Annotated in this window: 18 protein-coding genes; 17 read left to right on the top strand and 1 reads right to left on the bottom strand. The window is 39.7% G+C overall.

Translation table 11 applies throughout. From position 1 onward, the window contains the following. Positions 1-429: 429 nt before the first annotated feature. The 8 genes from V1L66_RS14765 to V1L66_RS14730 all read left to right on the top strand — a co-directional run bounded on the left by V1L66_RS14765 (position 430) and on the right by V1L66_RS14730 (position 10,980). A complete protein-coding gene (locus V1L66_RS14765; protein ID WP_333005782.1) occupies positions 430-2,466 on the top strand; it encodes a hydantoinase/oxoprolinase family protein in 2,037 nt (678 codons plus the stop codon). Positions 2,467-2,469: 3 nt separating this feature from the next. Then, complete coding sequence (locus V1L66_RS14760; RefSeq protein WP_016994348.1) at positions 2,470-4,149, top strand: hydantoinase B/oxoprolinase family protein; 1,680 nt, start codon at positions 2,470-2,472, stop codon at positions 4,147-4,149. A 12-nt stretch (positions 4,150-4,161) separates the two neighbouring features. After that, entirely contained in the window at positions 4,162-4,914 is a 753-nt protein-coding gene (locus V1L66_RS14755) for an IclR family transcriptional regulator (RefSeq protein ID WP_036076329.1), read from the top strand. Between the two features lie 22 nt (positions 4,915-4,936). Then, entirely contained in the window at positions 4,937-6,511 is a 1,575-nt protein-coding gene (locus V1L66_RS14750; protein WP_016994349.1) for an OPT/YSL family transporter, read from the top strand. Between the two features lie 16 nt (positions 6,512-6,527). Beyond that, complete coding sequence (locus tag V1L66_RS14745; RefSeq protein WP_333005781.1) at positions 6,528-7,571, top strand: DUF917 family protein; 1,044 nt, start codon at positions 6,528-6,530, stop codon at positions 7,569-7,571. 703 nt (positions 7,572-8,274) lie between these two features. After that, positions 8,275-8,889 carry an HD domain-containing protein gene (locus tag V1L66_RS14740; protein WP_333005780.1) on the top strand — a complete coding sequence of 205 codons (615 nt, stop codon included), beginning with the start codon at positions 8,275-8,277 and terminating at the stop codon, positions 8,887-8,889. Between the two features lie 392 nt (positions 8,890-9,281). Continuing rightward, positions 9,282-10,124: a DUF5700 domain-containing putative Zn-dependent protease gene (locus tag V1L66_RS14735; protein WP_036076332.1), complete on the top strand. Its 843-nt coding sequence runs from the start codon at positions 9,282-9,284 to the stop codon at positions 10,122-10,124. Positions 10,125-10,401: 277 nt separating this feature from the next. Next, positions 10,402-10,980 carry a GNAT family N-acetyltransferase gene (locus tag V1L66_RS14730; RefSeq protein WP_333005779.1) on the top strand — a complete coding sequence of 193 codons (579 nt, stop codon included), beginning with the start codon at positions 10,402-10,404 and terminating at the stop codon, positions 10,978-10,980. Positions 10,981-11,210: 230 nt separating this feature from the next. On the opposite strand, the gene gmtX is transcribed toward V1L66_RS14730, so the two are convergent. Beyond that, positions 11,211-11,489 (bottom strand): gamma-mobile-trio protein GmtX, encoded by a 279-nt coding sequence (gene gmtX / locus V1L66_RS14725; protein ID WP_333005778.1) that lies wholly within the window; start codon positions 11,487-11,489, stop codon positions 11,211-11,213. A 33-nt stretch (positions 11,490-11,522) separates the two neighbouring features. Between gmtX and V1L66_RS14720 the strand changes: the two genes are divergently transcribed. The 9 genes from V1L66_RS14720 (at position 11,523) to V1L66_RS14680 (ending at position 22,071) form a co-directional block, all read left to right on the top strand. Beyond that, complete coding sequence (locus V1L66_RS14720; protein ID WP_016994354.1) at positions 11,523-11,873, top strand: hypothetical protein; 351 nt, start codon at positions 11,523-11,525, stop codon at positions 11,871-11,873. Between the two features lie 124 nt (positions 11,874-11,997). Then, positions 11,998-13,884 (top strand): ABC-F family ATP-binding cassette domain-containing protein, encoded by a 1,887-nt coding sequence (locus V1L66_RS14715; RefSeq protein WP_333005777.1) that lies wholly within the window; start codon positions 11,998-12,000, stop codon positions 13,882-13,884. A 12-nt stretch (positions 13,885-13,896) separates the two neighbouring features. After that, positions 13,897-15,024, top strand: coding sequence for a virulence factor (locus V1L66_RS14710; protein ID WP_016994356.1), 1,128 nt, complete (start codon positions 13,897-13,899; stop codon positions 15,022-15,024). A gap of 484 nt (positions 15,025-15,508) precedes the next feature. Further along, a complete protein-coding gene (locus tag V1L66_RS14705) occupies positions 15,509-16,741 on the top strand; it encodes a M20 family metallopeptidase (RefSeq protein WP_333005776.1) in 1,233 nt (410 codons plus the stop codon). Further along, positions 16,738-17,826: a tartrate dehydrogenase gene (locus V1L66_RS14700; protein ID WP_036076337.1), complete on the top strand. Its 1,089-nt coding sequence runs from the start codon at positions 16,738-16,740 to the stop codon at positions 17,824-17,826. The genes V1L66_RS14705 and V1L66_RS14700 overlap by 4 nt, the downstream gene beginning before the upstream one ends. A gap of 1 nt (position 17,827) precedes the next feature. Beyond that, the gene (locus V1L66_RS14695; protein WP_333005775.1) at positions 17,828-18,574 is read left to right on the top strand and encodes a glucose 1-dehydrogenase; all 747 of its coding nucleotides are present in this window, start codon (positions 17,828-17,830) and stop codon (positions 18,572-18,574) included. A 10-nt stretch (positions 18,575-18,584) separates the two neighbouring features. Further along, the gene (locus V1L66_RS14690) at positions 18,585-20,039 is read left to right on the top strand and encodes an aldehyde dehydrogenase family protein (protein WP_333005774.1); all 1,455 of its coding nucleotides are present in this window, start codon (positions 18,585-18,587) and stop codon (positions 20,037-20,039) included. A 15-nt stretch (positions 20,040-20,054) separates the two neighbouring features. Further along, positions 20,055-21,089 (top strand): ABC transporter ATP-binding protein, encoded by a 1,035-nt coding sequence (locus tag V1L66_RS14685; RefSeq protein WP_016994360.1) that lies wholly within the window; start codon positions 20,055-20,057, stop codon positions 21,087-21,089. Further along, positions 21,058-22,071 carry a dipeptide ABC transporter ATP-binding protein gene (locus V1L66_RS14680; protein WP_333005773.1) on the top strand — a complete coding sequence of 338 codons (1,014 nt, stop codon included), beginning with the start codon at positions 21,058-21,060 and terminating at the stop codon, positions 22,069-22,071. Before V1L66_RS14685 ends, V1L66_RS14680 begins: the two co-directional genes overlap by 32 nt. The last annotated feature ends 1 nt before the right edge of the window (position 22,072 follow it).

Raw genomic sequence — 22,072 nt, 5'->3', positions numbered from 1 at the left:
TTAATTGGGCAGCTTTTTTTACTGATAATGGGTAAACATGGCTCGTAGGAGGTGACCTAATTCATCGTCTATCTACAATGCAAACATGGTATAAAAGTAAAATTTCGGATGATTTCCTCATCCATTCCTTGAGTAAAAATTCACAAAAATTAATTTTTTCAAAGCGATTTTAAGATTCTAGTGAAAACTAGGATCTTTTTTGTGTTGCAAAAAAATCATGAGAACCTTCCTTATATAAATGTGTTTGGTATTTTTTATCAATAGTTCTCTGATATTGGAAAGATAGAGCGGATTTTTACAACGAAGGACAATTGTCAAATGAATTTTTATTTAAAAAATACATTGAATTTTCTTTTTCTTTTAAATATAATTTATTTAATTCTAATTCGGAACGCTGTACCGATAATAGGAACACGGAGGGATGAAGTCTTGAAAATCGCAACAGATATTGGCGGTACTTTTACTGACCTAGTTTTCACAGATGAAAAAGGAAATCTTCATTTTGATAAGGGACATACGACACCTGGTCACTTTGAGGATGGCATATTAAATGTATTAGGACGACATGTAACGGAGGATTCTCTAATTGAATCTTTTATTCATGGATCGACGGTTATCATCAATACATTAACGGAAAGAAAAGGGGGCGTAGTTGGGTTAATTACAACAAAGGGCTTCCGTGATGTTATAGAAATTGCACGCGGTAATCGACCAGACTTATATAACTTCAAATATAAAAAACCAGAACCATTTGTAGAGCGTTACTTACGACAAGAAATCGATGAGCGAATCGATTTTAAAGGAAATATTATGAAAGCGCTTAATACCGAGGAAGTTGACGAGATCGTTCATAAATTTAAGGAATTGGGGGTTGAGGCGATTGCTATTTCCTTAATTCATGGCTATAAAAATCCAATTCATGAACAACAGTTAAAAGAAGCTATTTTAAAAATTTGGCCTGAAGTGTATATCACACTTTCAAGTGAAACGATTAAAGAATACCGTGAGTATGAAAGAACAAACACAACAGTCCTTAATTCTTATGTAAAGCCAATTGCACATGCCTACTTAAAAAGCTTAAAAGAGAAACTAAGCACAATTGGCATTACAGACCATTTAAAAATTATGCAATCGAATGGCGGGACTACAAGCTTTGATAAAGCAATGGAGCTACCGATTAATCTTGTAGAATCGGGTCCAGTAGCAGGTATGTTTGGAGCTGCAAAATTAGGTCAACTTCTCAATGAATCCAATATTATCGCTTTTGATGTTGGTGGGACAACGGCAAAATGCTCGCTGATTACAGATGGCAAAGTCAATGTCACAACAGATTACTATATTGAAAGAAATGAAAAATTTGCAGGTTATCCGATTAAAACCCCTGTAGTGGACATTGTGGAAATCGGGAATGGTGGTGGCTCCATCGCACGTGTAGATCAGTTTGGCTCATTAAAGGTTGGACCAGATTCTGCGGGGGCAAATCCAGGTCCTGTAGCATATGGCTTAGGGAATACACAGCCAACAATTACAGATGCCAATGTTTTTTTAGGAAGATTATCTTTAGAAAACTTTGATAACCCGGTATCCATTGACAAAGTGGAGGAGGCTCTTGTAGAAGCAATTGCGAAACCATTTAATGTGTCAGCAGAAGAAGCAGCACAAGGTATTTTAGATATTGCAAACTCCAATATGTTAAATGCACTGAAGCTGATCTCTATTCGTAAAGGCTATGACCCTGAAGACTTTACAATGGTGGCATTTGGTGGTGGTGGTCCACTACATGCGATTAATTTAGCAGAAGAACTTGGCATGAAAAAAGTCATTATTCCTTATGGCTCATCCGTCTTTTCAGCATTAGGAATGATGATGACTGAATACCGACAAGATTATATTCAAACAAGTTTAATGAACTTTGACAAAGACCATCTTGCGGCTATTCAAGAAAATATTGATCAAGTGATTGCCAATGCCTATGCAGATGCACCATTATCAAAGGATCATTATTATTTTGAAATTAATTATGATTTACGCTACAAGGGTCAAGAGCATGCCGTTAAATTAAATGCATCGACGACTACGCTTGATGAAGTGGGGCTCCTTGAATTGGCAGAAGCCTTCCACGTCAAACATAAACAAGAGTTTTCTTTTGAGTTACCAGCTACGCCAATCGAGTTAGTCAACTTACATCTTACAATCTACGGTAAAGATGAGGCGGTTCAATTTAAAGAGCTAGACTTCTCTCATATCGATAATTCCACATGTATTAAGGCACAACGCAATTTATATGTGAAGGGAACAGGTTGGGTAGAGGTCAATGTCTATGACCAACAAAAATTAGTACCTGGCTATGTCATTACGGGTCCTGCTATTGTGGAAAATCCAACATCTACGGTCGTAATCAATGACAAGCAATCGATTGAAATTGATAAATATGGCAACTTGATTGTAGAGATGGAGGGGAAATAAAACATGAAAAAAGATGTTTTTGCAGTAGAAATTATTCAAGATTCATTGCTAGCTATAGGAGATGAGATGTTTGTTGCCCTAGCACGTTCTTCTATGAGCCCAGTTATCTATGAAGTATTAGACTACGCTTGTGGTTTAACAGATGCCAAGGGTAATTTAATTAGTCAAGGGAACGGTGTAACGAGCTTTATTGGGATGCTAAGTCCAATGGTACAGCGTGTTATTGAAAAGTTTGATAATGGGAAAAAACTACACGAAGGTGATGTCATTATTATTAATGACCCTTATGTTGGAGGCGGCTCGCATTTATCGGATGTCGGCTTAGTTCTCCCTATTTTCTACAACGGTGAAATTATTGCGTACTCTGCCAATAAAGCACACTGGACAGAGGTAGGGGGTATGGACCCTGGTTCGTTTACAAGTAATTCTAATGAAATCTATCAGGAAGGTTTACAGCTACCAGGTGTCAAACTTTATCATAAAGGTGAGTTGAACGATGCAGTCTATGAAATCATTTCTACGAATGTTCGTTTACCAGAGCTTTCAATTGGTGATATGTTTGCACAAGTAGCCGCCTTAAAAACAGGAGAAAAACGAATCGCAGAGCTTTGTCAGAAGTTTGGTGCGGAATCGGTGAAATTGTCCATTCAAAAATTATTGGACAAGGGTGAGAAAATTGTAGAGCATGAGCTTCAACACCTACCTAAAGGTGAATTTTATGCGGAGGACTTTATTGAAGGCGACCCTTTAAAAGGTGGACCTTATCCAATTAAAGTGAAAGTCACAATCAGTGATGAGGAGTTTATTTGTGACTTCAGAGGCTCACATCCTGCGGTCAATGTGCCAATGAACTGTTCTCAATTTGGTTTAATGGCAAGTGTGCGCGTTATGTTCCTAGCATTACTGGGCGATATTGACGTAATTAACGAAGGTGTCTTTAAACGCTTAACGATTATCACAGATGACAATTCCATTGTTTCAGCCAAACGTCCACATCCTGTGTCTATGAACTTTGAGGCACGTATTGGAGCAGCAGATCTCATTTGGAAAGCTCTTGCCCCACATTTACCAGAACGCTTATCAGCAGGGCATCTACAATCTGTTTGTACGTTTATTCTCACTGGGAAAAATCCTGAAAATGATGAGTCATTCCTAATTGTTGAGCCATCTGTTGGTGGCTGGGGAGCAGCGAATGATGAGGATGGGCAAAGCGGGCAATACTGTATGGGAGATGGTGAAACTTATAATCTTCCAGTTGAAATTGCAGAAACAAAATATGGTATTCAAATTGATGAATATAGCTTAAATTGTGACGGTGCTGGTGCTGGTCAATTTAGAGGTGGCTTAGGTGTTCGTCGCGTTTATACAGTCAATCATGATGGTCAAAAGGTTTCTGTGAACTTAGGTAGACATCAATTCGCGCCATTCGGTTTAAATGGTGGTGGAGAAGGCTCTCACAACTATTTAATCATTCATAAAAAGGATGGAACGAAAATTGGACCTGTTGGCGTACTTGCCAATTATGAATTGCAAAAAGGCGATCGTATTGAGCTTGTTACAGCAACTGGCGGTGGGTATGGTCATCCACATGAACGAAGCACAGAGGCCATTGAACGTGATCTATTAAATGAATATATTTCTGTAGATGTAGCGAAAGAGCGATACGGTTATCAAAACGCTTAAAGGGAGAAATAGATGACTGTCAAGACATTAAAAAACTCATTGGATATACTAGAATGCTTTGCAACGAAAGAAAATGCATTAGGTGTTCGTGAAATTTCACGCATGATGAAACTGCCGACAAGTGTCGTGCAAAGAACCATTAATACATTTACAGAAGCGGGTTACTTAATACAGGATGAACACACGAAAAAATATAAATTAGGTTATAAAATGTATCTTTTTTATGATGTGTTATCGAATTCCAAAGACCCTCACTCGACCATTTATGAATTGATGCAAAATCTTGCCAGTGAAATCAATGAATCAGTATTTCTTACTTATATGGACAATGAATATGGTGTCACAACGAAAATAGCCGAAAGCAATAAAAATGTAAAGTATGCGGTGTCTTTAGGAACAAAGACACCCCTTTACATCGGTGCTTCCTGTAAGGTAATGTTTGCTTATTTAGATGAGGACAGGCAGTTGGAATTAATCGCCTTCTTTCATGAGGAACAATCGAAGGAAGAGCAAATTTCTTTCCTCGCATCATTAAAGGAAGAGCTGCAACAAATTCGCCAAAACAATTGGTGTGTTACCGTCGGGGAGTATAATGAACATGCATTTGGCATCAGTGTACCATTATTTAACTATAAAAAGGAAATCACTGCGTCTCTTACAATTTCTGGGTTAGTATATGATTTAGATGATCAAAGGGAGAAAAATATGCTTGAACAGTTAGTGAAAGTAGCTCAGCAAATACAATCACACATTTCAAAATTATAACAACAATAGGGGAGCTGACACTATGAATAATAAAGTATTACATCCAAGGGCTTTAGAGCCTGTAACTCTACTAATGATCGTCTTAACATCTGTTGTGGGGGCAATTATTGGGATACAGCTAATTACGACTTTAGGGATTTCTGCCAATACATCAATCGTAGGGGCAATATTTGCGATGATTCTTGGAAGAATACCGATTGGCAAGCTAATTGCCTTTAAATCTGTACACAGACAAAATATTATTCAAACGGCGATTTCTTCTGCTACATTTAGTGCAGCAAGTAGTTTAATGTTGCCAATTGGTATTCCATATGTATTAGGCTATGAAAATTTAGTATTACCATTGTTTATCGGTGTTATTTTAGCGATGTTTGTTGATGCTTTATTATTATATAAATTTTTTGATACAAAGATTTTCCCAGCAGCGGGTACTTGGCCACCAGGGGTTGCAACAGCTGAAGCCATTAAAGCAGGCGATAAAGGCGGTAAGAATGCAAAGGTATTAATTGGTGGTGTGTTAATTGGTATCGTGGGATCTGTGTTGAAAATTCCAATGTCAGCTTTTGGGGTAGCGTTCATCGGTAACATTTGGGCGCTGACAATGTTTGGGATAGGTCTTTTACTAAGAGGCTATTCTGTTCAATTATTTAATGTTGACTTAAATGCTTACTATATTCCACATGGTATTATGATTGGTGCCGGCATTGTGGCTCTTTTCCAAGTAGCGTTTACATTATTGAATAAACGCTCTGCGAAAAAGTCAGAAGAGTTAAGCTATTCGAAAGATCCAAAAGAAATTCGTCAAGGCTTCGGTGTAGGATTTATTGCCTATCTAGCCATTGCGTTATTAATCGCCATTTTAGGTGGTATTATTACGCATATGTCTTTCGGTATGTTAATAGGATTCATCATCTTTGCAACGATTGCCGCATTTGTCCATGAGCTAATTGTAGGGATCGCGGCGATGCATGCGGGTTGGTTCCCAGCATTTGCAGTGGCATTTATTACACTAATTGTTGGTATTTTAATTGGTTTCCCAGCTCCAGCACTTGCGTTATTAGCAGGGTATAGTGCCGCTACAGGGGTAGCATTTGCGGATATGGGCTATGACTTAAAAACTGGTTTCATTTTACGTGGTAATGGTAGTGATCCTGCTTTAGAAAAAGAAGGACGTAAACAGCAAATGATTGCTGGGATGTTAGCCTTCTCCATTTCAGCAATAGTTGTACTACTTTCTTATAAATCTTATTTTGCACAAGGTTTAGTAGCACCTGTTAACCATGTGTATGCAGCAACAATTCAATCAGGCGTTACAGGCGATGTAGCGAAACAATTAATGATTTGGGCGATTCCAGGTGCATTAATTCAGCTAATCGGTGGTTCAAAACGTCAAATGGGTATTTTATTTGCAACAGGTCTATTACTTGTCAATCCAATTGCTGGTTGGGCTGTATTAGCTGGTATCTTACTTCGTGTTATTTTCACATATATGACGAAAGGTAAGAGAGAATCTGAAATGACGGTCTTTGCAGCAGGTGTCATTGCTGGGGATGCGTTGTATAGCTTCTTCTCTTCGATTCTAAAAATAGGGAAATAGAAAGGGGTAATAGAGGATGACAAAAGTATTGTCCTATGAGGATGGGATTGCTGCCGTTTATGGAGGAGCAATCCTTGGCGGTGGAGGCGGTGGTCTCCTAGAGGAGGGACTCAAGCTGGTAGAGGAAATCTTTGCAGCAGGCGAACCTCAAATCGTGGATATTACCGAATTAGATCAAGAAGATTTAGTTGCCTGTGTGGCAATGGTAGGTGCGCCATCAGCAGCCGATCAATACATTTCGAATGAACAGCTTTGTTGGAGCTATCGCCATATGAACAACCATACCAATCAACGTCTAAAGGGCATCATTACCAATGAAAATGGTGCCATCACGACGATCAATGGCTGGCTGCAGTCCATCTTATTAAATGTACCGGTTGTGGATGCTCCTTGTAATGGACGAGCACATCCAACGGGAATCATGGGCTCTTTAAATCTCCATGAAAAACGAGACTATCAATCCGTACAATTTTATGCAGGAGGAAAAGATGACTTCGCCGTCCAAGGCTTTGTGGAAGGGAATTTACACAGCACCGCAAAAACGGCACGTCAAGCATCTATTTTAGCAGGTGGGCTAGTAGGGGTAACTCGAAATCCTGTGACGATTGACTATTTACAAAAACATGGAGCGCCAAATGCAATCACAATGGCCATAGAGCTTGGCTATCGCTTCTTAAAAGGGCAAACCTTTGAAGAAAAGCTAGCCCATGTGTTGCAGTATTTGAATGGGGTGCACATTATATCAGGTGAAGTCACAAATTATTCGTTAACAAAGGAAAATGGCTTCGATGTCGGGAAGTTATCAGTGGGTGATTACCATCTGACGTTCTGGAATGAATATATGACATTATCGAAGGAAGGACAGGTACAATCCAAATTCCCAGATCTCATCATGACGTTCGATACGGAGAAAATGCTTCCTGTTCCAAGTGCAAGTATCCAAGAAGGAATGCATGTCGCAGTGATTCATGTAGACCAATCTAACTTAAAATTAAGTTCAACAATGCAAAACGAAGCACTGTTGCAGGAAATTGATGAAGTGATCAAAGGCGTTCTATAAAGAAAGAAAACAAAACAGTAAAAGCTGCCATCATCTACTTGAATGTAAGATGGGCAGCTTTTATTTGTCCTTCAGCGGGAGGGTAATACATTTTATCACAATCGTTCCTACTTCCTTTTTCACTTCATACATTGATGGCTTAAATGAATTTTCTTCTTGATTTGCACAACTCATAAAACGTGATATTCACAAGCTGTAAGCAATTATTGTGTACGATTTTCATTAAAGGGAGGAGCTACGTTCATACATAATCAAGGAATTGACTAGAAGAAGGTAACAACCAGTAATGAAAAAACAATGCACTTCTGCTACAACTGGCGAAATCCTTTTGGTCATGCAACAAACTAACCTGTTGTTCACATTTTCGGCATGTACATTTGGCTATGCGGGTTAAACAAAGAATTTCTAAGGGAAAGTGTTCACTTTTATTTGTTTAGATGATTGGTTTTCAATACGCACGTCATCTTTTAAACAGTTATTCAATTGTAAGCCCGCTGAAGTTAATGTTAAATCAGTTAAACACACAGCTGTTGTACAGTGCTGAAAAATATGAGGTACAGAACAAATAGCTGTTCTGTACGTTCATCATGCAATATTCTGAAAAATTAGTCAATTGAAATAGATTTGATTTTTAATTTTTCTAGATTACCTCTTATGTAATAAAATACAGTATAATTTTGTAGGAAAGGAATGAGTGTAGACTATGGATCATTTAATGAATAAAGTACGTGAAATATATGAGCAATTTGATGCTAGTCATGATTTTCAACATATTGAACGTGTCTATCAAAATGCAGTAGCTATCCTACATAGCGAGCCAACAGCAGATGAAGAAGTTGTGAAAATAGCGGTGCTTTTACATGATGTCAGTGACAAAAAGTATACCGATAGCAAGGAAAAGGAAGAACAGCTTATTGCGGAATTACCTGTTAGCGAGGAAAAAAAGCAACATATTCGTGATTGTATTGCCCAAGTGTCCTTTAATGGTGGGAATGAGCTAGAAGCAACATCATTAGAAGCAAAAATCGTTCGAGATGCAGATCGTTTAGATGCGATCGGAGCTATTGGCATTGCTAGAACATTTGCTTATGGTGGAGCAAAAGGTCGCAAGCTTTATGATAAGGAAGAAGAAGCACGAACAACTATGTCAGAGACAGAATATCGTCAGAAAAATACCTCGTCTGTTACTCATTTTTATGAGAAATTATTATTGCTAAAAGATTTAATGGTAACGGAAAAGGGCAAGCAAATGGCACTTGAACGACATCAATTTATGGAAAGTTTTTTAAAGCAACTCCAGCAAGAAATCGGTCAGTAGCACATAATACAAAAACCGCCTTTTTTAAAATAATATAGGGTAAATAGTATAACAAAACAAAACCAGACCTTATGTTTAGAGGATTTAAGTTTGATTATATATAATCAAACTTTATAATCAAACTTTTCGTATATAAAAATACATCCATTAAATCTTTATTGAGATAATGGATGTATTTTTTATTGTGGTTTTTTAAATAAAGATTGATGATTTATAATTAAGTTCGATCATTTATAATAAAGTTTGATAAAAAAACTGTATGGAATGCAGTTTTCTTATTCCACAATCGGGCCAGATTGTGGAATAAGCAGGAACTAATAATTATTAGGAGAAATATAAAAGTATAGTTCAAATTAACGAAGAGGATTGTTATGAAATGGAGGACGGTAATTATGAAAATTTATAATACAGTTCCATATTTTTTATTAAACTACATGCCCTCGGAGCGGTTCTTAAAACACTACCATGAAAAGTTCTCACAACACTTCAAGGAATACTTTCTGTATCATTGTAAAAATCCAGATGAGAAGATTAAAAACGCAATTCAAAGATACCCTTCCAAAATGAGTGAGATAAAGGAATCGAGTGGAAAAATCGAAAGCCTAATTCAAGAAGTGGTGTTAACTTACAGACAAAAATATAATGTCGAGTTCACTAAAGATGTACATATTATTGTTGGAGCATATGGGTCAAATGCATTTACACATCGTCAAATTATTCCTGAAGTGACATTTTGTTTAGAAAAGCTCTCTTCTGATGATAAACATTTAAAAGTAATTATTGCTCATGAATTTGGTCATACTCTTCATAATATTTTATCAGATCAGGAGGGGGTGGATTGGTCTAAAGTTCAGTGGTTTCATCCCTTTACAACGTTGTTTCAGGAAGGATGTGCAACGTATTTTTCAGAACAAGTTGCTGATGCTGACAAATCGGTCTATTTTTTATATGAAGATAATGGAGAAGAATGGTTAAAATTTGCAGAAGATAACAAAAATGATATTATCATTACTTTTTTGGAAGATATAAATAAACGTACACAACCTGAAGTTATCCATGAATGGTTTTCAATTAATGGAGGTTCCTACTTTGGTTTCACACGTTTAGGGTATTTTATTGGATACAATGTGATTCAAATCTTAATTGAAAAGTATCAAGAGAAAGAGGCCGTTACACTTTGGAAAGAATCTACATTCAATAAAGAAATAGAGACTGTGCTTTTAGAACTTACTTAAAATGTTTAATTTACAGTTAAGTTATTCGACAATCGGGCGCATTTCTGTAGCAAGAATTGTGCTTTTTCTTTTTTTTGGGGGATATTATAGTGTATGGAATCTGTCATTTATCAGTGTATATTTTGGAAAAATCTGATAAAATTTAAATAATTATAATTAGAAGGAGGCGGTATATTATGAAAATCGCGAACATATTTAACGGGGTGAATCTATTTTAAGGGAAGAGCGTATAAATCCCCTATAAACTGCGTGGTCCCTAAAATCCGGAGGGAAAAAAGTGATTATTAGAGACTATAGGGTTAATGACGAGACTGGTTGGGTAAGATGCCGAACACTTGCGTTTCTACAGACTGCCTATTTTGATAATGTACTAAATAAGAAAGAATGTTATGAAAATCCAGCAATCGAGCTAGTCGCAGAGTTGGACGGTCAAATCGTTGGGCTTATTGATGTAGAATATGAAATAGAAGAACGAACAGTTTGCTCCAGGGGAGAAGGGTTAGGAGGGATGATTTGGCATATCGCTGTTCATCCGGATTTCTCCCGGCGTGGAATAGGACAACAATTACTCTATGCTGCTGAAAATAAAGCTAGAAGAGTGAATTTAAATCGTTTTGAGGCTTGGACAAGAGATGATTTATGGGTTCAGAAATGGTATGAAAAAATGAATTTTAATATCGTTGATTCCTATTATCACGTTTATTTTGAAGAAAATGAAATGAATCATCGAATTCAAAGCAAAATGCCCAATCTATACTTAGTTAATGCTTTTACTCATTACGTTGGGAAAGATATTGACCAATTTACAAATAATAAACGTATTCACCAATGTGTTTGTTTTGAAAAATCATTTTAATCATTTCTAAGTTATGAATGACATATTTATCAATAATACTATTCAACAATCGGGCGCGTTTATGAAGTAACGCTGTAGAAAATGATCAAATTTTTTTATAATAAGCAAACTAAAAAATGCTAAAGAAGCAACCATTTTGATTAATCTTTTTTCAAAATGGTTGCTTCTTATTAATCTTAATTTAAGGATTAACGAGGTGTTTTTGTACAAACTTTATTTTAAAGCTACATTTATATCTCATTAAGAATTTTTTGTATGGCAGTTACATATATGGCATTTCTCAGTGCATCTATTTCGGTATCTGCCAGATTATAAGAAGGCTCGACTATAACGACATCCTTATTTTTGCTTAGATCGTTTATAGGACGCATATCAATCGTAAAGGTTGTTTGTTCTTTAAGCAGAGAGTTTTCTCTTTTGAGCTTTTTATTCTCTGCCATAAGCATTCCAACCAATGCCTTTGTTGTTGGTTCGGAGATACTTGCTAAGATATCATCGTTTACAGGCAAAAGGCACTGATTCCATTTTTACGTTCAGACCGAATGCATGCCCATTTAGAAAAACTGCGCATTGCGCTTGAGATAAGAAGAGATCAGACGATTGCATTGTTGAATAAGCATGCACCAAAGGGCGTTACGTGGATCGAACCAAAGGGAGGGCTTAATATTTGGGTGTCTTTACCTAGTAATGGCAATACGGACGAGCTGTTATGGAAGGCTCAACAAGCCCAAATGACCTTTTTACCAAGCTCAGCTTGTTATCCAGGAGAGCCACAATATCACCATTTGAGAATTAGTTATTCTTTTCCTGAACCGCACGACTTAACACAAGGAATCATCAAACTTTGTCAGCTTATGGAATCCTATTTACAGGACATGCCACCAGTTCGTTGATAGTTTGTTGTTCTTTGTTTACCTGCTGTTTGATGTTATGATGAATAGTGGATATCAATAATCGTCTACATAAAAATCGTGTGGGCATGAACAATACCTAACATGAAAGAGATGGAATAGTGGAATGAGTCATTTAATTGTACAAAATTTAACCAAAACAGTGGGCGATAAAACGCTTTTTCAAAATATTGAATTTACCATTTATGAGGGAGAGCGGGCAGGCTTAATCGGTATAAATGGAACGGGAAAATCAACCCTGTTATCCATTTTAGCTGGGGACATGGAAGCGGATTCGATGACAGTAGATCGCCCGAATAAATACCGTGTTGCTTATTTACCTCAGGAGCCTACATTTAAGTCGGGCGAAACGGTTTTACAAGCTGTCTTTGCAGGCGATTCGCCCATTTTACAGCTGAATCGTCAATATGAGGAAACGGTTGCTGCACTAGCAAGTAACCCAACATCCGAAAGTTTACAAAAGACGTTATTTAGTCTGCAACAGCGCATGGATGAAGAGCAGGCATGGGATGTCAATGCCCTTGCGAAGACAGCTTTAACAAAGCTAGGGATTGAAACTTTTGAAAAAGAGGTACTAACGCTATCAGGCGGCCAGCAAAAACGTGTTGCATTAGCGAAGGTGTTAATTGAACCAGCTGATCTTTACTTATTGGATGAGCCCACCAACCATTTAGATGTACAGTCTACCGAATGGCTTCAAGAGATGGTCTTACGATTAAAGGGTGCAGTGATTTTCATCACCCACGATCGTTATTTCTTAGATGAATTATCAACACATATTTACGAGTTAGCGAATCAAACCTTGTATCGTCATACAGGGAATTACGGTGATTATTTAGAGGCGCGAGCTATTCGTGAGGAGATGCAAGCTGCTTCCGCACAGAAGGATCGCAATCGTTACCGTTCAGAATTAAAATGGATTCGTCGTGGTGCGAAGGCGCGTTCAACCAAGCAAAAGGCTCGTATTCAACGCTTTGAAAAGCTAGAAGAAAACCTAGAACGTAAATCAGAAGATGTTTCCTTGGATATGGGACTTGCGACAACACGTCTTGGTCGTAAAGTGCTGGAGGCTGAGAATATTTCGAAAGCCTTTGGACAGCAAAAAATCCTTGAAAACTTCTCATTTTTACTACAGCAGGGTGATCGAATTGGCATTATCGGCGCAAACGGTGTAGGAAAATCAACTTTATTGAACATGCTAGCAGGAGAGCTGACACCCGATCAAGGTGAAATTCTTGTTGGGTCAACAGTCAAGCTGGCACATTTCAAGCAAACATTGCCGAAAATGAATGAAAATGAGCGCATGATTGAATATATACGTGAGGCTTCAAATGATATTACAGATGCAGAGGGTGTCCGTTACTCAGCTGCTCAAATGCTGGAGCGCTTTTTATTCCCGCTGCATGCTCATGGTACACCAATTGGAAAATTATCGGGCGGTGAGCGCAAGCGCCTTCATTTATTACGTTTATTGATGGAGCAACCAAACGTGTTATTACTTGATGAGCCCACGAATGATCTGGATATTGAAACATTGGGTGTGCTAGAGGATTTCATCGAGCATTTCCCAGGCGTGGTTATCACGATTTCCCATGATCGTTTCTTCCTCGACCGTATTGCGAAAAAGCTATGGATACTAGATGGTCAGGGACAAGTAGAGGAAACGCTGGATCTATACAGTGAGTATCTGGAGAAACGTGAGCAGGCAGCTACTGTCAAAGTAGAAACGCCAAAAGTGGAAAAGGCCAAATCCGAAAAGCCAAAATCAGACAAGAAAAAGCTTTCATTTAAAGAGCAAAAAGAATGGGAAACGATTGCAGACGAGATAGAGAAAACAGAAACTGCTATTATGGAGACCGAAGAAGGAATCGCAAATGCAGGCTCAGATTTTAGCAAGCTACAGGAATTAACTGCTAAGTTGGATGAGCTAAATGCACAGTATGAGCATCTAATTGAAAGATGGTCGTACTTAGATGAAATAGTTAACGGATAAGGAGCGATAGACATGAAGATTATTACCATTGAACCGACGCCAAGTCCCAATTCTATGAAGATTGTTGTTGATACAGAGCTACCGTTTGGGAAAAGCTATAATTTTACAAAGGATAATAAAGACGAAGCAACTGGCGAGGCGGCTGCTATTTTAGCGATTGAAGGAGTAAAGGGCGTTTACCACGTAGCCGATTTCTTTGCGGTTGAGCGCAATGCCAAATATGCATGGGAAGGTATTTTAGCAGGTATTCGTCAAGTGTTAGGGGAAGATGTCCAAACACAAGAAGAAACGGTTGTGGCCAATGAATTTTATGGAGAGGTTTATGTGCATGTACAGTTTTACAAGCAGGTGCCTTTACAAGTAAAAGTTTTTGATAACCAACGCGAATATCGTATTAGCTGTGGAGACCGTTTTGTCGATGCTTTTAATCAAATTATTGAGTCAGCAGTAGATGAAAACTATATTTTCCAACGTAAGTGGATTGATTATGGAGTTCGCTACGGTGAGCTGGAGGAAATCGCTGAAACAGTCAAGCAGGAGATCGATGTCACTTATTCTGCAGACCGTTTAGCGGAAATTGTCGCAGCAATCAATAATGATGGTGAAAAAGCGGCTGTGAAAACGGACAAACTCAAAGTGACGGTAGAGCAGTTCCAGCAACCTGAATGGGAGAAACGCTTCCAGCTGCTCGATCAAATGGCTGATCCTGAGCTAGACGATCTACCGCTATTAGATTTAGCCTTACAGGATGAACAAATGTCTATCCGTCGACTAGCTACCGTGTACTTAGGCATGATTGAGGATGTGGCAGTTGTACCTTATTTAGAAAGAGCCCTACAAGATAAAAGTGCAGCAGTGCGTCGAACAGCAGGTGACTGTATGAGTGACCTTGGCTTTGTAGAATTTGAAGAAGCCATGCAGCAAGCCTTACAGGACAAAAACAAATTGGTTCGCTGGCGGGCAGCGATGTATTTATATGAGGTCGGCACGGAGCAATCCTTACCAGCATTGAAGGCTGCTGAGGACGACAAAGAATTCGAAGTGAAGCTACAAGTGAAAATGGCCATTGCCCGTATCGAACAGGGCGAGGAAGCAAAAGGCTCGGTCTGGAAGCAAATGACCGAATCCCGTCAACAATAATCAGGAAAAAACCAGCATGTGCTGGTTTTTTTCTGTTTTGTCATGGTTGGGATTTGCTCTCATAAGTGGTTGAGGCTGCTCCGAATAGTGAGGGTCCGCTCCAAGAAGTGAGCGAACCACTCCAAAGGAATGAAGACCTACTCCAAAAAATTGGAAAGCCGCTCCTCAGAAGTGAGGACCTGCTCAAAAGAACCAAAGACTCTTTCTCCAAATTAAAGAAATCCGCTCAAAAAAGTATTGCCCTCTTCCAAACTAACAATATTCTAACCAACTCAAAATTAAAAACAATACTCTCTTTCATTCGATGAATTGATCGAAAAACCGTGTAAAACAGAAAAAAATGTTGTTTTCTAGTGATTTATTGCTAAACAAAAAGTTAAGGGCGTTCTTTGAATCATTAACATATTGTCTAGTTTCATAGAGAAAGGACAATGTTAAAATAACATAAATTCAGAATATTCTTTAAAGATAGGAGGTCCTTTGCATGACAGTAACTAGTTTAAAGACAACAAAATCGTATGTGCGTGATCGTGAGGCGGTCATCGATCTAACACAGAAGCTCGTGCGCATTGAAAGCGTTTACCGTGAGAACGATCCGAAGGGCAATGAGCAAGAGGTGGCAACTTTTGTAGCGGCGTATTTACGAGATATCGGGATCGAGACGCATATCGAGGAGGTTGTGCCAGGGCGACCGAATGTCATTGGCATTATTGATTCGGGCAAGCCTGGGAAAACATTACTTTTCGAAGGACATACGGATGTGGTGACAGAGGGCAATCGAGAGGCTTGGGCCTATGATCCATTTGGAGCAGAAATTGTAGATGGGCGTATGTATGGCAGGGGAACGAATGATACAAAAGGGAATCTTGCTTGTATGATTACGGCTTGTCAGTCATTGCTACTAGATCAAGAGGCGTTTACGGGCAAGATTATTTTATGTATTCCTTGTGATGAAGAAGGGCTTATGCTAGGCATTAAACATTTTATTAAAAATGGTTGGGCTGATGGTGTGGATGGTGCGATTATCTGTGAACCACAGGAAAATAATGTGTGTATTGCACAACGTGGGGCTATTCGTTTACAGGTAGATATTTTCGGAAAAATGGCGCATGGTGCGATTTCATGGAGTGGCATCAATCCTAACTGGCGTATGGCGCGCTTCATCGTAGAGCTTGAAAAGCTGGAAAAAGAGGAGCAAGCACGATTAGGGCGTGATCCAATGCTGAATTGGCCATCTATTACACCTACGATTTTACGTGCGCCTGTAAAAGGCGATGCACAAATCAATGTTATTCCGGATCATTGTATGACAACACTCGATATTCGTACGGTGCCTGCGCAGGACCATGATGAACTGCTCGGCAAGATTGAAGCGATTATTAAACGATTACAAGCAGATGATCCTGATTTCAAAGTTGAACTGACGGTTCTTGATAACCGACCTGCAACTGCAACAGCGAAGGAAGACCCTGTTGTACAGGCTATTTATGAGGCTGTGGCAGAGGTAACAGAAAAGGAACCAAAATATAACGGTGTTCCAGGTGCGACAGATGGTACGTTTCTTCATGTGCATGGTATTCCCATTGTAACGGTTGGTGCAGGAGATCGAGAAATCCCTCATCAAATCAATGAGTATGTGGATGTTGAAGAATTGGCAGAAACAACAGCCATTTACCGTTTAGCAGCATTAAAATTTTTGGCGGGTGATGCACAATGACGGCTATCAAAATAGCAGTAATACCAGGAGATGGCATAGGAAAAGAGGTTATGCAGGAAGCGTTAAAAGTTTTAAATTGTTTGCAAGAACAACATAGCTCCTTACAAATTGAAACAACCATCTTTCCTTGGAGCTCCGATTACTACGTGCAGCATGGCTGTATGATGCCTAATGATGCACTGGCAACACTTCAAACATATGATGCGATTTTATTTGGTGCTATTGGCGATGCTCGTGTGCCTGATGATGTTACCGTTTGGGAATTAATTATGCCCATTCGAAAGCATTTTCAGCAATATGTGAATTTCCGTCCTATTAAATCGCTACCTGGAATAGCGTCGCCCTTGGCTAACGGAAAAGAAATTGACTTTGTGATCTTCCGTGAAAATGCAGAGGGTGAATATTCGGACAGTGGTGGCCGACTGTACCAACAGCAGCCGCAGGAAATGACGATTCAAAATACAATCATGACACGAATTGGGATTGAAAAGATTGTCCATGCTGCCTGTGATTATGCGAAGCAACACGGTAAAACCAAAATAACAAGTGCGACAAAATCGAATGCCATTATTCATTCGATGAAATTCTGGGACGAGCATACTAGCAAAACGGTGGCGCAAAGCTCACCAGCACTACAGCTTGAATCCATTTATATCGATGCACTCGTCGCCTATTTCGTAGAACGACCACAGAATTTTGAGGTGGTGGTGGCGTCCAATTTGTTTGGCGATATTTTATCCGATTTAGGCTCTGCTATTGTTGGAGGACTTGGCCTGTCTCCATCGGCCAACCTAAATCCAGAAAAGGATTTTCCATCGATGTTTGAGCCTGTTCATGGCTCAGCACCAGATATTGCAGGTAAGGGCATTGCCAATCCAATCGCTCAAATTTGGTCGCTTGCTTTATTGCTTGGCCATCAAGGCAGACCAGATTTAGAACAGCTCATTGTTAAAGCCATTACAGCAGTGCTACAAGAAGGGGTCGTGAAAACGGCAGATATTGGTGGACAAGCGACAACAGCACAAATGGGTGATGCGATCTGTCAGGAAATTATTAATAGAACTTTAACAGCAGGAGGTGTTTAGCATGTCAGTTGAGCAAAAGGTGATTGTGGTTACTGGTGCAGGAGGCGGTATGGGAAAGGCTATTATTCAAGAGCAATTAAAGCAGGGCAATCGAGTTGTTGGACTTGATCTATCCATAGATGCCTTATCAGATATTGCACAGGATGCCCTTCAATGCTTTGAGGTCAATGTATTACAGGAGGAACGTGTGCAAGACATCTGTCAGCAGGTTTTTGATAAGTATGGCAGAATAGATGGTCTTGTTAATGCACTGGGAATTGCCCAGTCAGCTACACCGATTGAAGAGGTCACAATGGATGAATGGAATCGTTTAATGGATGTTAATGTGAAAAGTTTATTTATCACGACAAAGGCAGTTGTCCCTTTTATGAAAAAACAGCAAAGGGGTTCTATTATTACAATTGCCTCCATTTCAGCAGTGCGACCAAGACCAGGCTTACAGGCTTATATTGCGTCAAAGGGTGCAGCAGAGAGCTTTACGAGAGGACTGGCAATTGAACTAGCATCTAGTCAAATTCGGGTTAATACAATTCATCCAGGACCAGCAGACACACAAATGCTTGGTCAATTTGCCACACAGGGTGCAGACGTAGAGCAGACGAAGCAAAGTGTCTTTGTGCAATCAGTGCCATTAGGACGATTAGTGAAGCCAGCGGATATAGCAGGAGCTGTTAATTATTTACTCTCAGATGCAGCAAGCATGGTCACAGGAACGACATTACATGTAGATGGTGGCCGTGGATTATAGGAGGGGTACAATGAAAAAAATTCCTATGTTGATAGATGGTGAGTGGGTCCACGGTAATGCACAGGCATACCTCGATGTTAAGAATCCCTCAACAGGTGAAGTGATTGCACAAATTAGCAACGCGAGTAAAGAACATGTAGAAGAAGCAGTACGTGCAGCTCGTGTAGCCTTTGAGCGAGAGGACTGGCGTCAATGGAAAGCCTATGAACGTGGGCAGCTATTGATCGAATTTGCTCATTATATTCGTAAGCATGCAGAGGAATGGAGTTTACTAGAATGTCGGGATGTAGGAAAGCCCTTATCACAGGCAAGAGCAGATATTGAATCAGCGGCTCGCTATTTTGAATTTTATGGCGGTGCAGCGGATAAGGTGATGGGAGATACAATTCCGATTGAGGATGGGCTATTAAATGCAGTAGTGCTAGAACCAGTGGGCATTACGGTACATATTGTGCCATGGAATTATCCGATTCAAATTACGGCAAGAAGTGTAGCAGCCGCTATAGCAACTGGTAATGCAGTCATTGTGAAAAGTGCGGAGGATACACCGCTAACAACGCATGCCATTGCAGAATGGTTCGCCGATAAGTTGCCGAAAGGGATTTTCCAGCATATTACGGGCTTGGGACGAGAGGTTGGTCCTTATTTAACCTCACATCCCGATATTAATCATATTACGTTTACAGGTTCTGTTCCGACAGGAATTGCGGTGATGAAGGCGGCTGCAGAAAATGTTGTGCCTGTGACATTAGAGCTTGGTGGTAAATCTCCTAATATTGTTTTTGCGGATGCTAACATGGAGCAGGCATTAGAGGGAGTCGTACGTGCGATTATCCAAAATGCTGGTCAAACTTGTTCAGCAGGGGCACGTTTACTCATTGAGGAACGTATAAAAGACTCCTTCATTTCACGATTAGCGCAAAGATTCCAAGCGATCCAAGTAGGACCAGGTGAAGCAGATATGGAGATGGGACCATTACTGAATGAACAACAATATAAAAAAATCACTGCATTATTACAGCAAGCAAAGGTAGATGGCTATGTTGTGACAGGTGGGGAACCATTGACATTGGCAGGCTATGAGAAAGGCTTTTATGTTCAGCCAACTATACTTGATGGTGTCGATCCAAATGATCCATTAGCTCAGGAGGAAATTTTTGGTCCAGTGTTAACCGTCTTGACATTTTCCACTGTAGAGGAGGCCATCACATTAGCTAATAGTACGGACTATGGCCTAGTGGCGGGCATTTGGTCACAAAATATCGATACGGCTCATTATGTGGCAAGTCGTGTGCAGGCTGGCCAAGTATTTGTCAATAATTATGGGGCTGCTGGAGGCATTCAAATGCCATTTGGAGGCTATAAAAAAAGCGGAATTGGTCGAGAGAAGGGCTTTGTTGCACTGCGAAACTATACGCAAATGAAAAATATCGCTATACGCTATGCACCACCTAATCAACACTGAGATGGAGGGACGCATATGGAACAGCCAAAAGAAAAAGATGTACTTTTAGAGGTCAATCACTTATCAATTAAATTCCATTTAAAGAATGGGAAAGAGGCAAAAGTAGTTGAAGATGTGAATTTTACTATTCATAAAGGAGAAACCGTTGCACTGGTCGGTGAATCGGGAAGTGGCAAAAGTATTACATCCTTAGCCATTATGCGGTTGCTACCTATACCTCCAGGAGAAATTACGACAGGCTCTATCACTTTAAACGGTAAAAATCTACTTACCTATAAAAATAAAGAAATGAGCCGTATTCGAGGCAATGAAATTAGTATGATTTTTCAAGAGCCTATGACCTCTTTAGATCCCGTTTTTACGATTGGCAATCAAATGATTGAAGGCATACGAAGACACCAAAAGGTATCGAAAAAAGAGGCATGGAATAAAGCGCTACAGCTTTTAAAAGAAGTCGGGATTGCGAATGCAGAAAAGGTCATTGCGGAATATCCTCACCAACTATCAGGCGGGATGCGACAACGCGTTATGATTGCGATCGCAATGTCTAATAATCCGCAGCTATTGATTGCGGATGAGCCAACTACTGCACTTGATGTCACGGTTCAGGCACAGATTTTAAAGCTGATGCTAAAAATGAAGGAAGAGCATCGATCGGCCATTTTATTCATTACCCATGATATGAGCGTTGTTGCAGAGACAGCAGACCGCGTTATGGTGATGTATGCAGGACAGATTGTCGAGGAAGCCCCAGTAAGAGAGCTCTTTTTAAATCCACAGCATCCTTATACAACAGCACTTTTAAAGACGATGCCAAGCCTTGAAACAGATGTCAAAAGGCTACCATCGATTCCTGGTACAGTGCCACCAGCATATGCATTACCTGACGGCTGTCGCTTTGCGCCACGTTGTCCTCATGCGCTGGCACATTGTCATCAGGAGCAACCTGCTGTTTATCATATTCAAGAAGCACATAAGGTACGCTGTCATTTATTCACGGAGAAAGGAGAGCTGGCTCATGACGGAGAAAGAAGTTTTGTTGGAAATTAATCATTTAAAAGCCTACTTTCCTGTGAAGCGTAAGTCGATGAAGGAAGAGAAAAAGGTCATTAAAGCGGTTGATGATATTTCGATTGAGATTTATAGAGGGGAAACACTTGGTATTGTTGGCGAATCAGGCTCAGGAAAGTCCACCTTTGGGCGAACAATTTTAAAGCTTGTTGAACCAACAGCAGGAGAAGTGTTGTATAAAGGACAACCCATCCAGCATTTAAAGGGGAATAAGCTACAAAGTTATCGCAATCAAATGCAAATGATTTTTCAAGATCCCTTTGCCTCTCTCAATCCGCGGATGCGAATCGGTTCTATAATCGAAGAACCGATGAAGCTGCAACTAACATTGACGAAGGAGCAACGCAAAGAGCGTGTGAAGGAGCTATTACAAAAGGTAGGGCTACCTGAGGATGCCATGCATAAGTTTCCCCATGAATTTTCTGGTGGGCAGCGGCAGCGTATTGGGATTGCACGGGCATTAGCGATTCATCCAGAATTCATAATTGCTGATGAGCCCGTTTCAGCACTGGATGTGTCGGTGCAATCACAAGTGCTCAATCTCATGATGGATTTACAGGATGAATTTCAATTAACCTATTTATTTATTTCACATGATTTAAGCGTTGTGAAACATATTAGTGACCGTGTGGCAGTGCTGTATTTAGGGAGAGTAGTGGAGGTTGGGACAAAGAAGGAGCTATATGCCAATGCGTTACATCCCTACACACAAGCATTACTATCTGCAATACCCGTTGTTAATTTTGATGAGCCCAAACAAGAAATACTTTTACAGGGCGAGTTACCAAGTCCAATGAATCCACCTGTTGGCTGTGTCTTTCATACACGTTGCCCGTATGTGATGGAAAGATGCCATCAGGAGAGACCGCAGCTTCTCAATGAAAATGATCATCAACGAGTTGCCTGTTTTTTATATGACAAAAAATCAGAAAATTATAATTATTTAAAAAGTGAGGTGTGAA

It is taken from the genome of Lysinibacillus sp. IITD104 (genome assembly GCF_036698265.2).
Taxonomy (GTDB): Bacteria; Bacillota; Bacilli; order Bacillales_A; family Planococcaceae; genus Lysinibacillus; species Lysinibacillus boronitolerans.
Note: the sequence above shows the minus strand (reverse complement) of the source record. Positions and strands in the feature narration are given on the sequence as shown.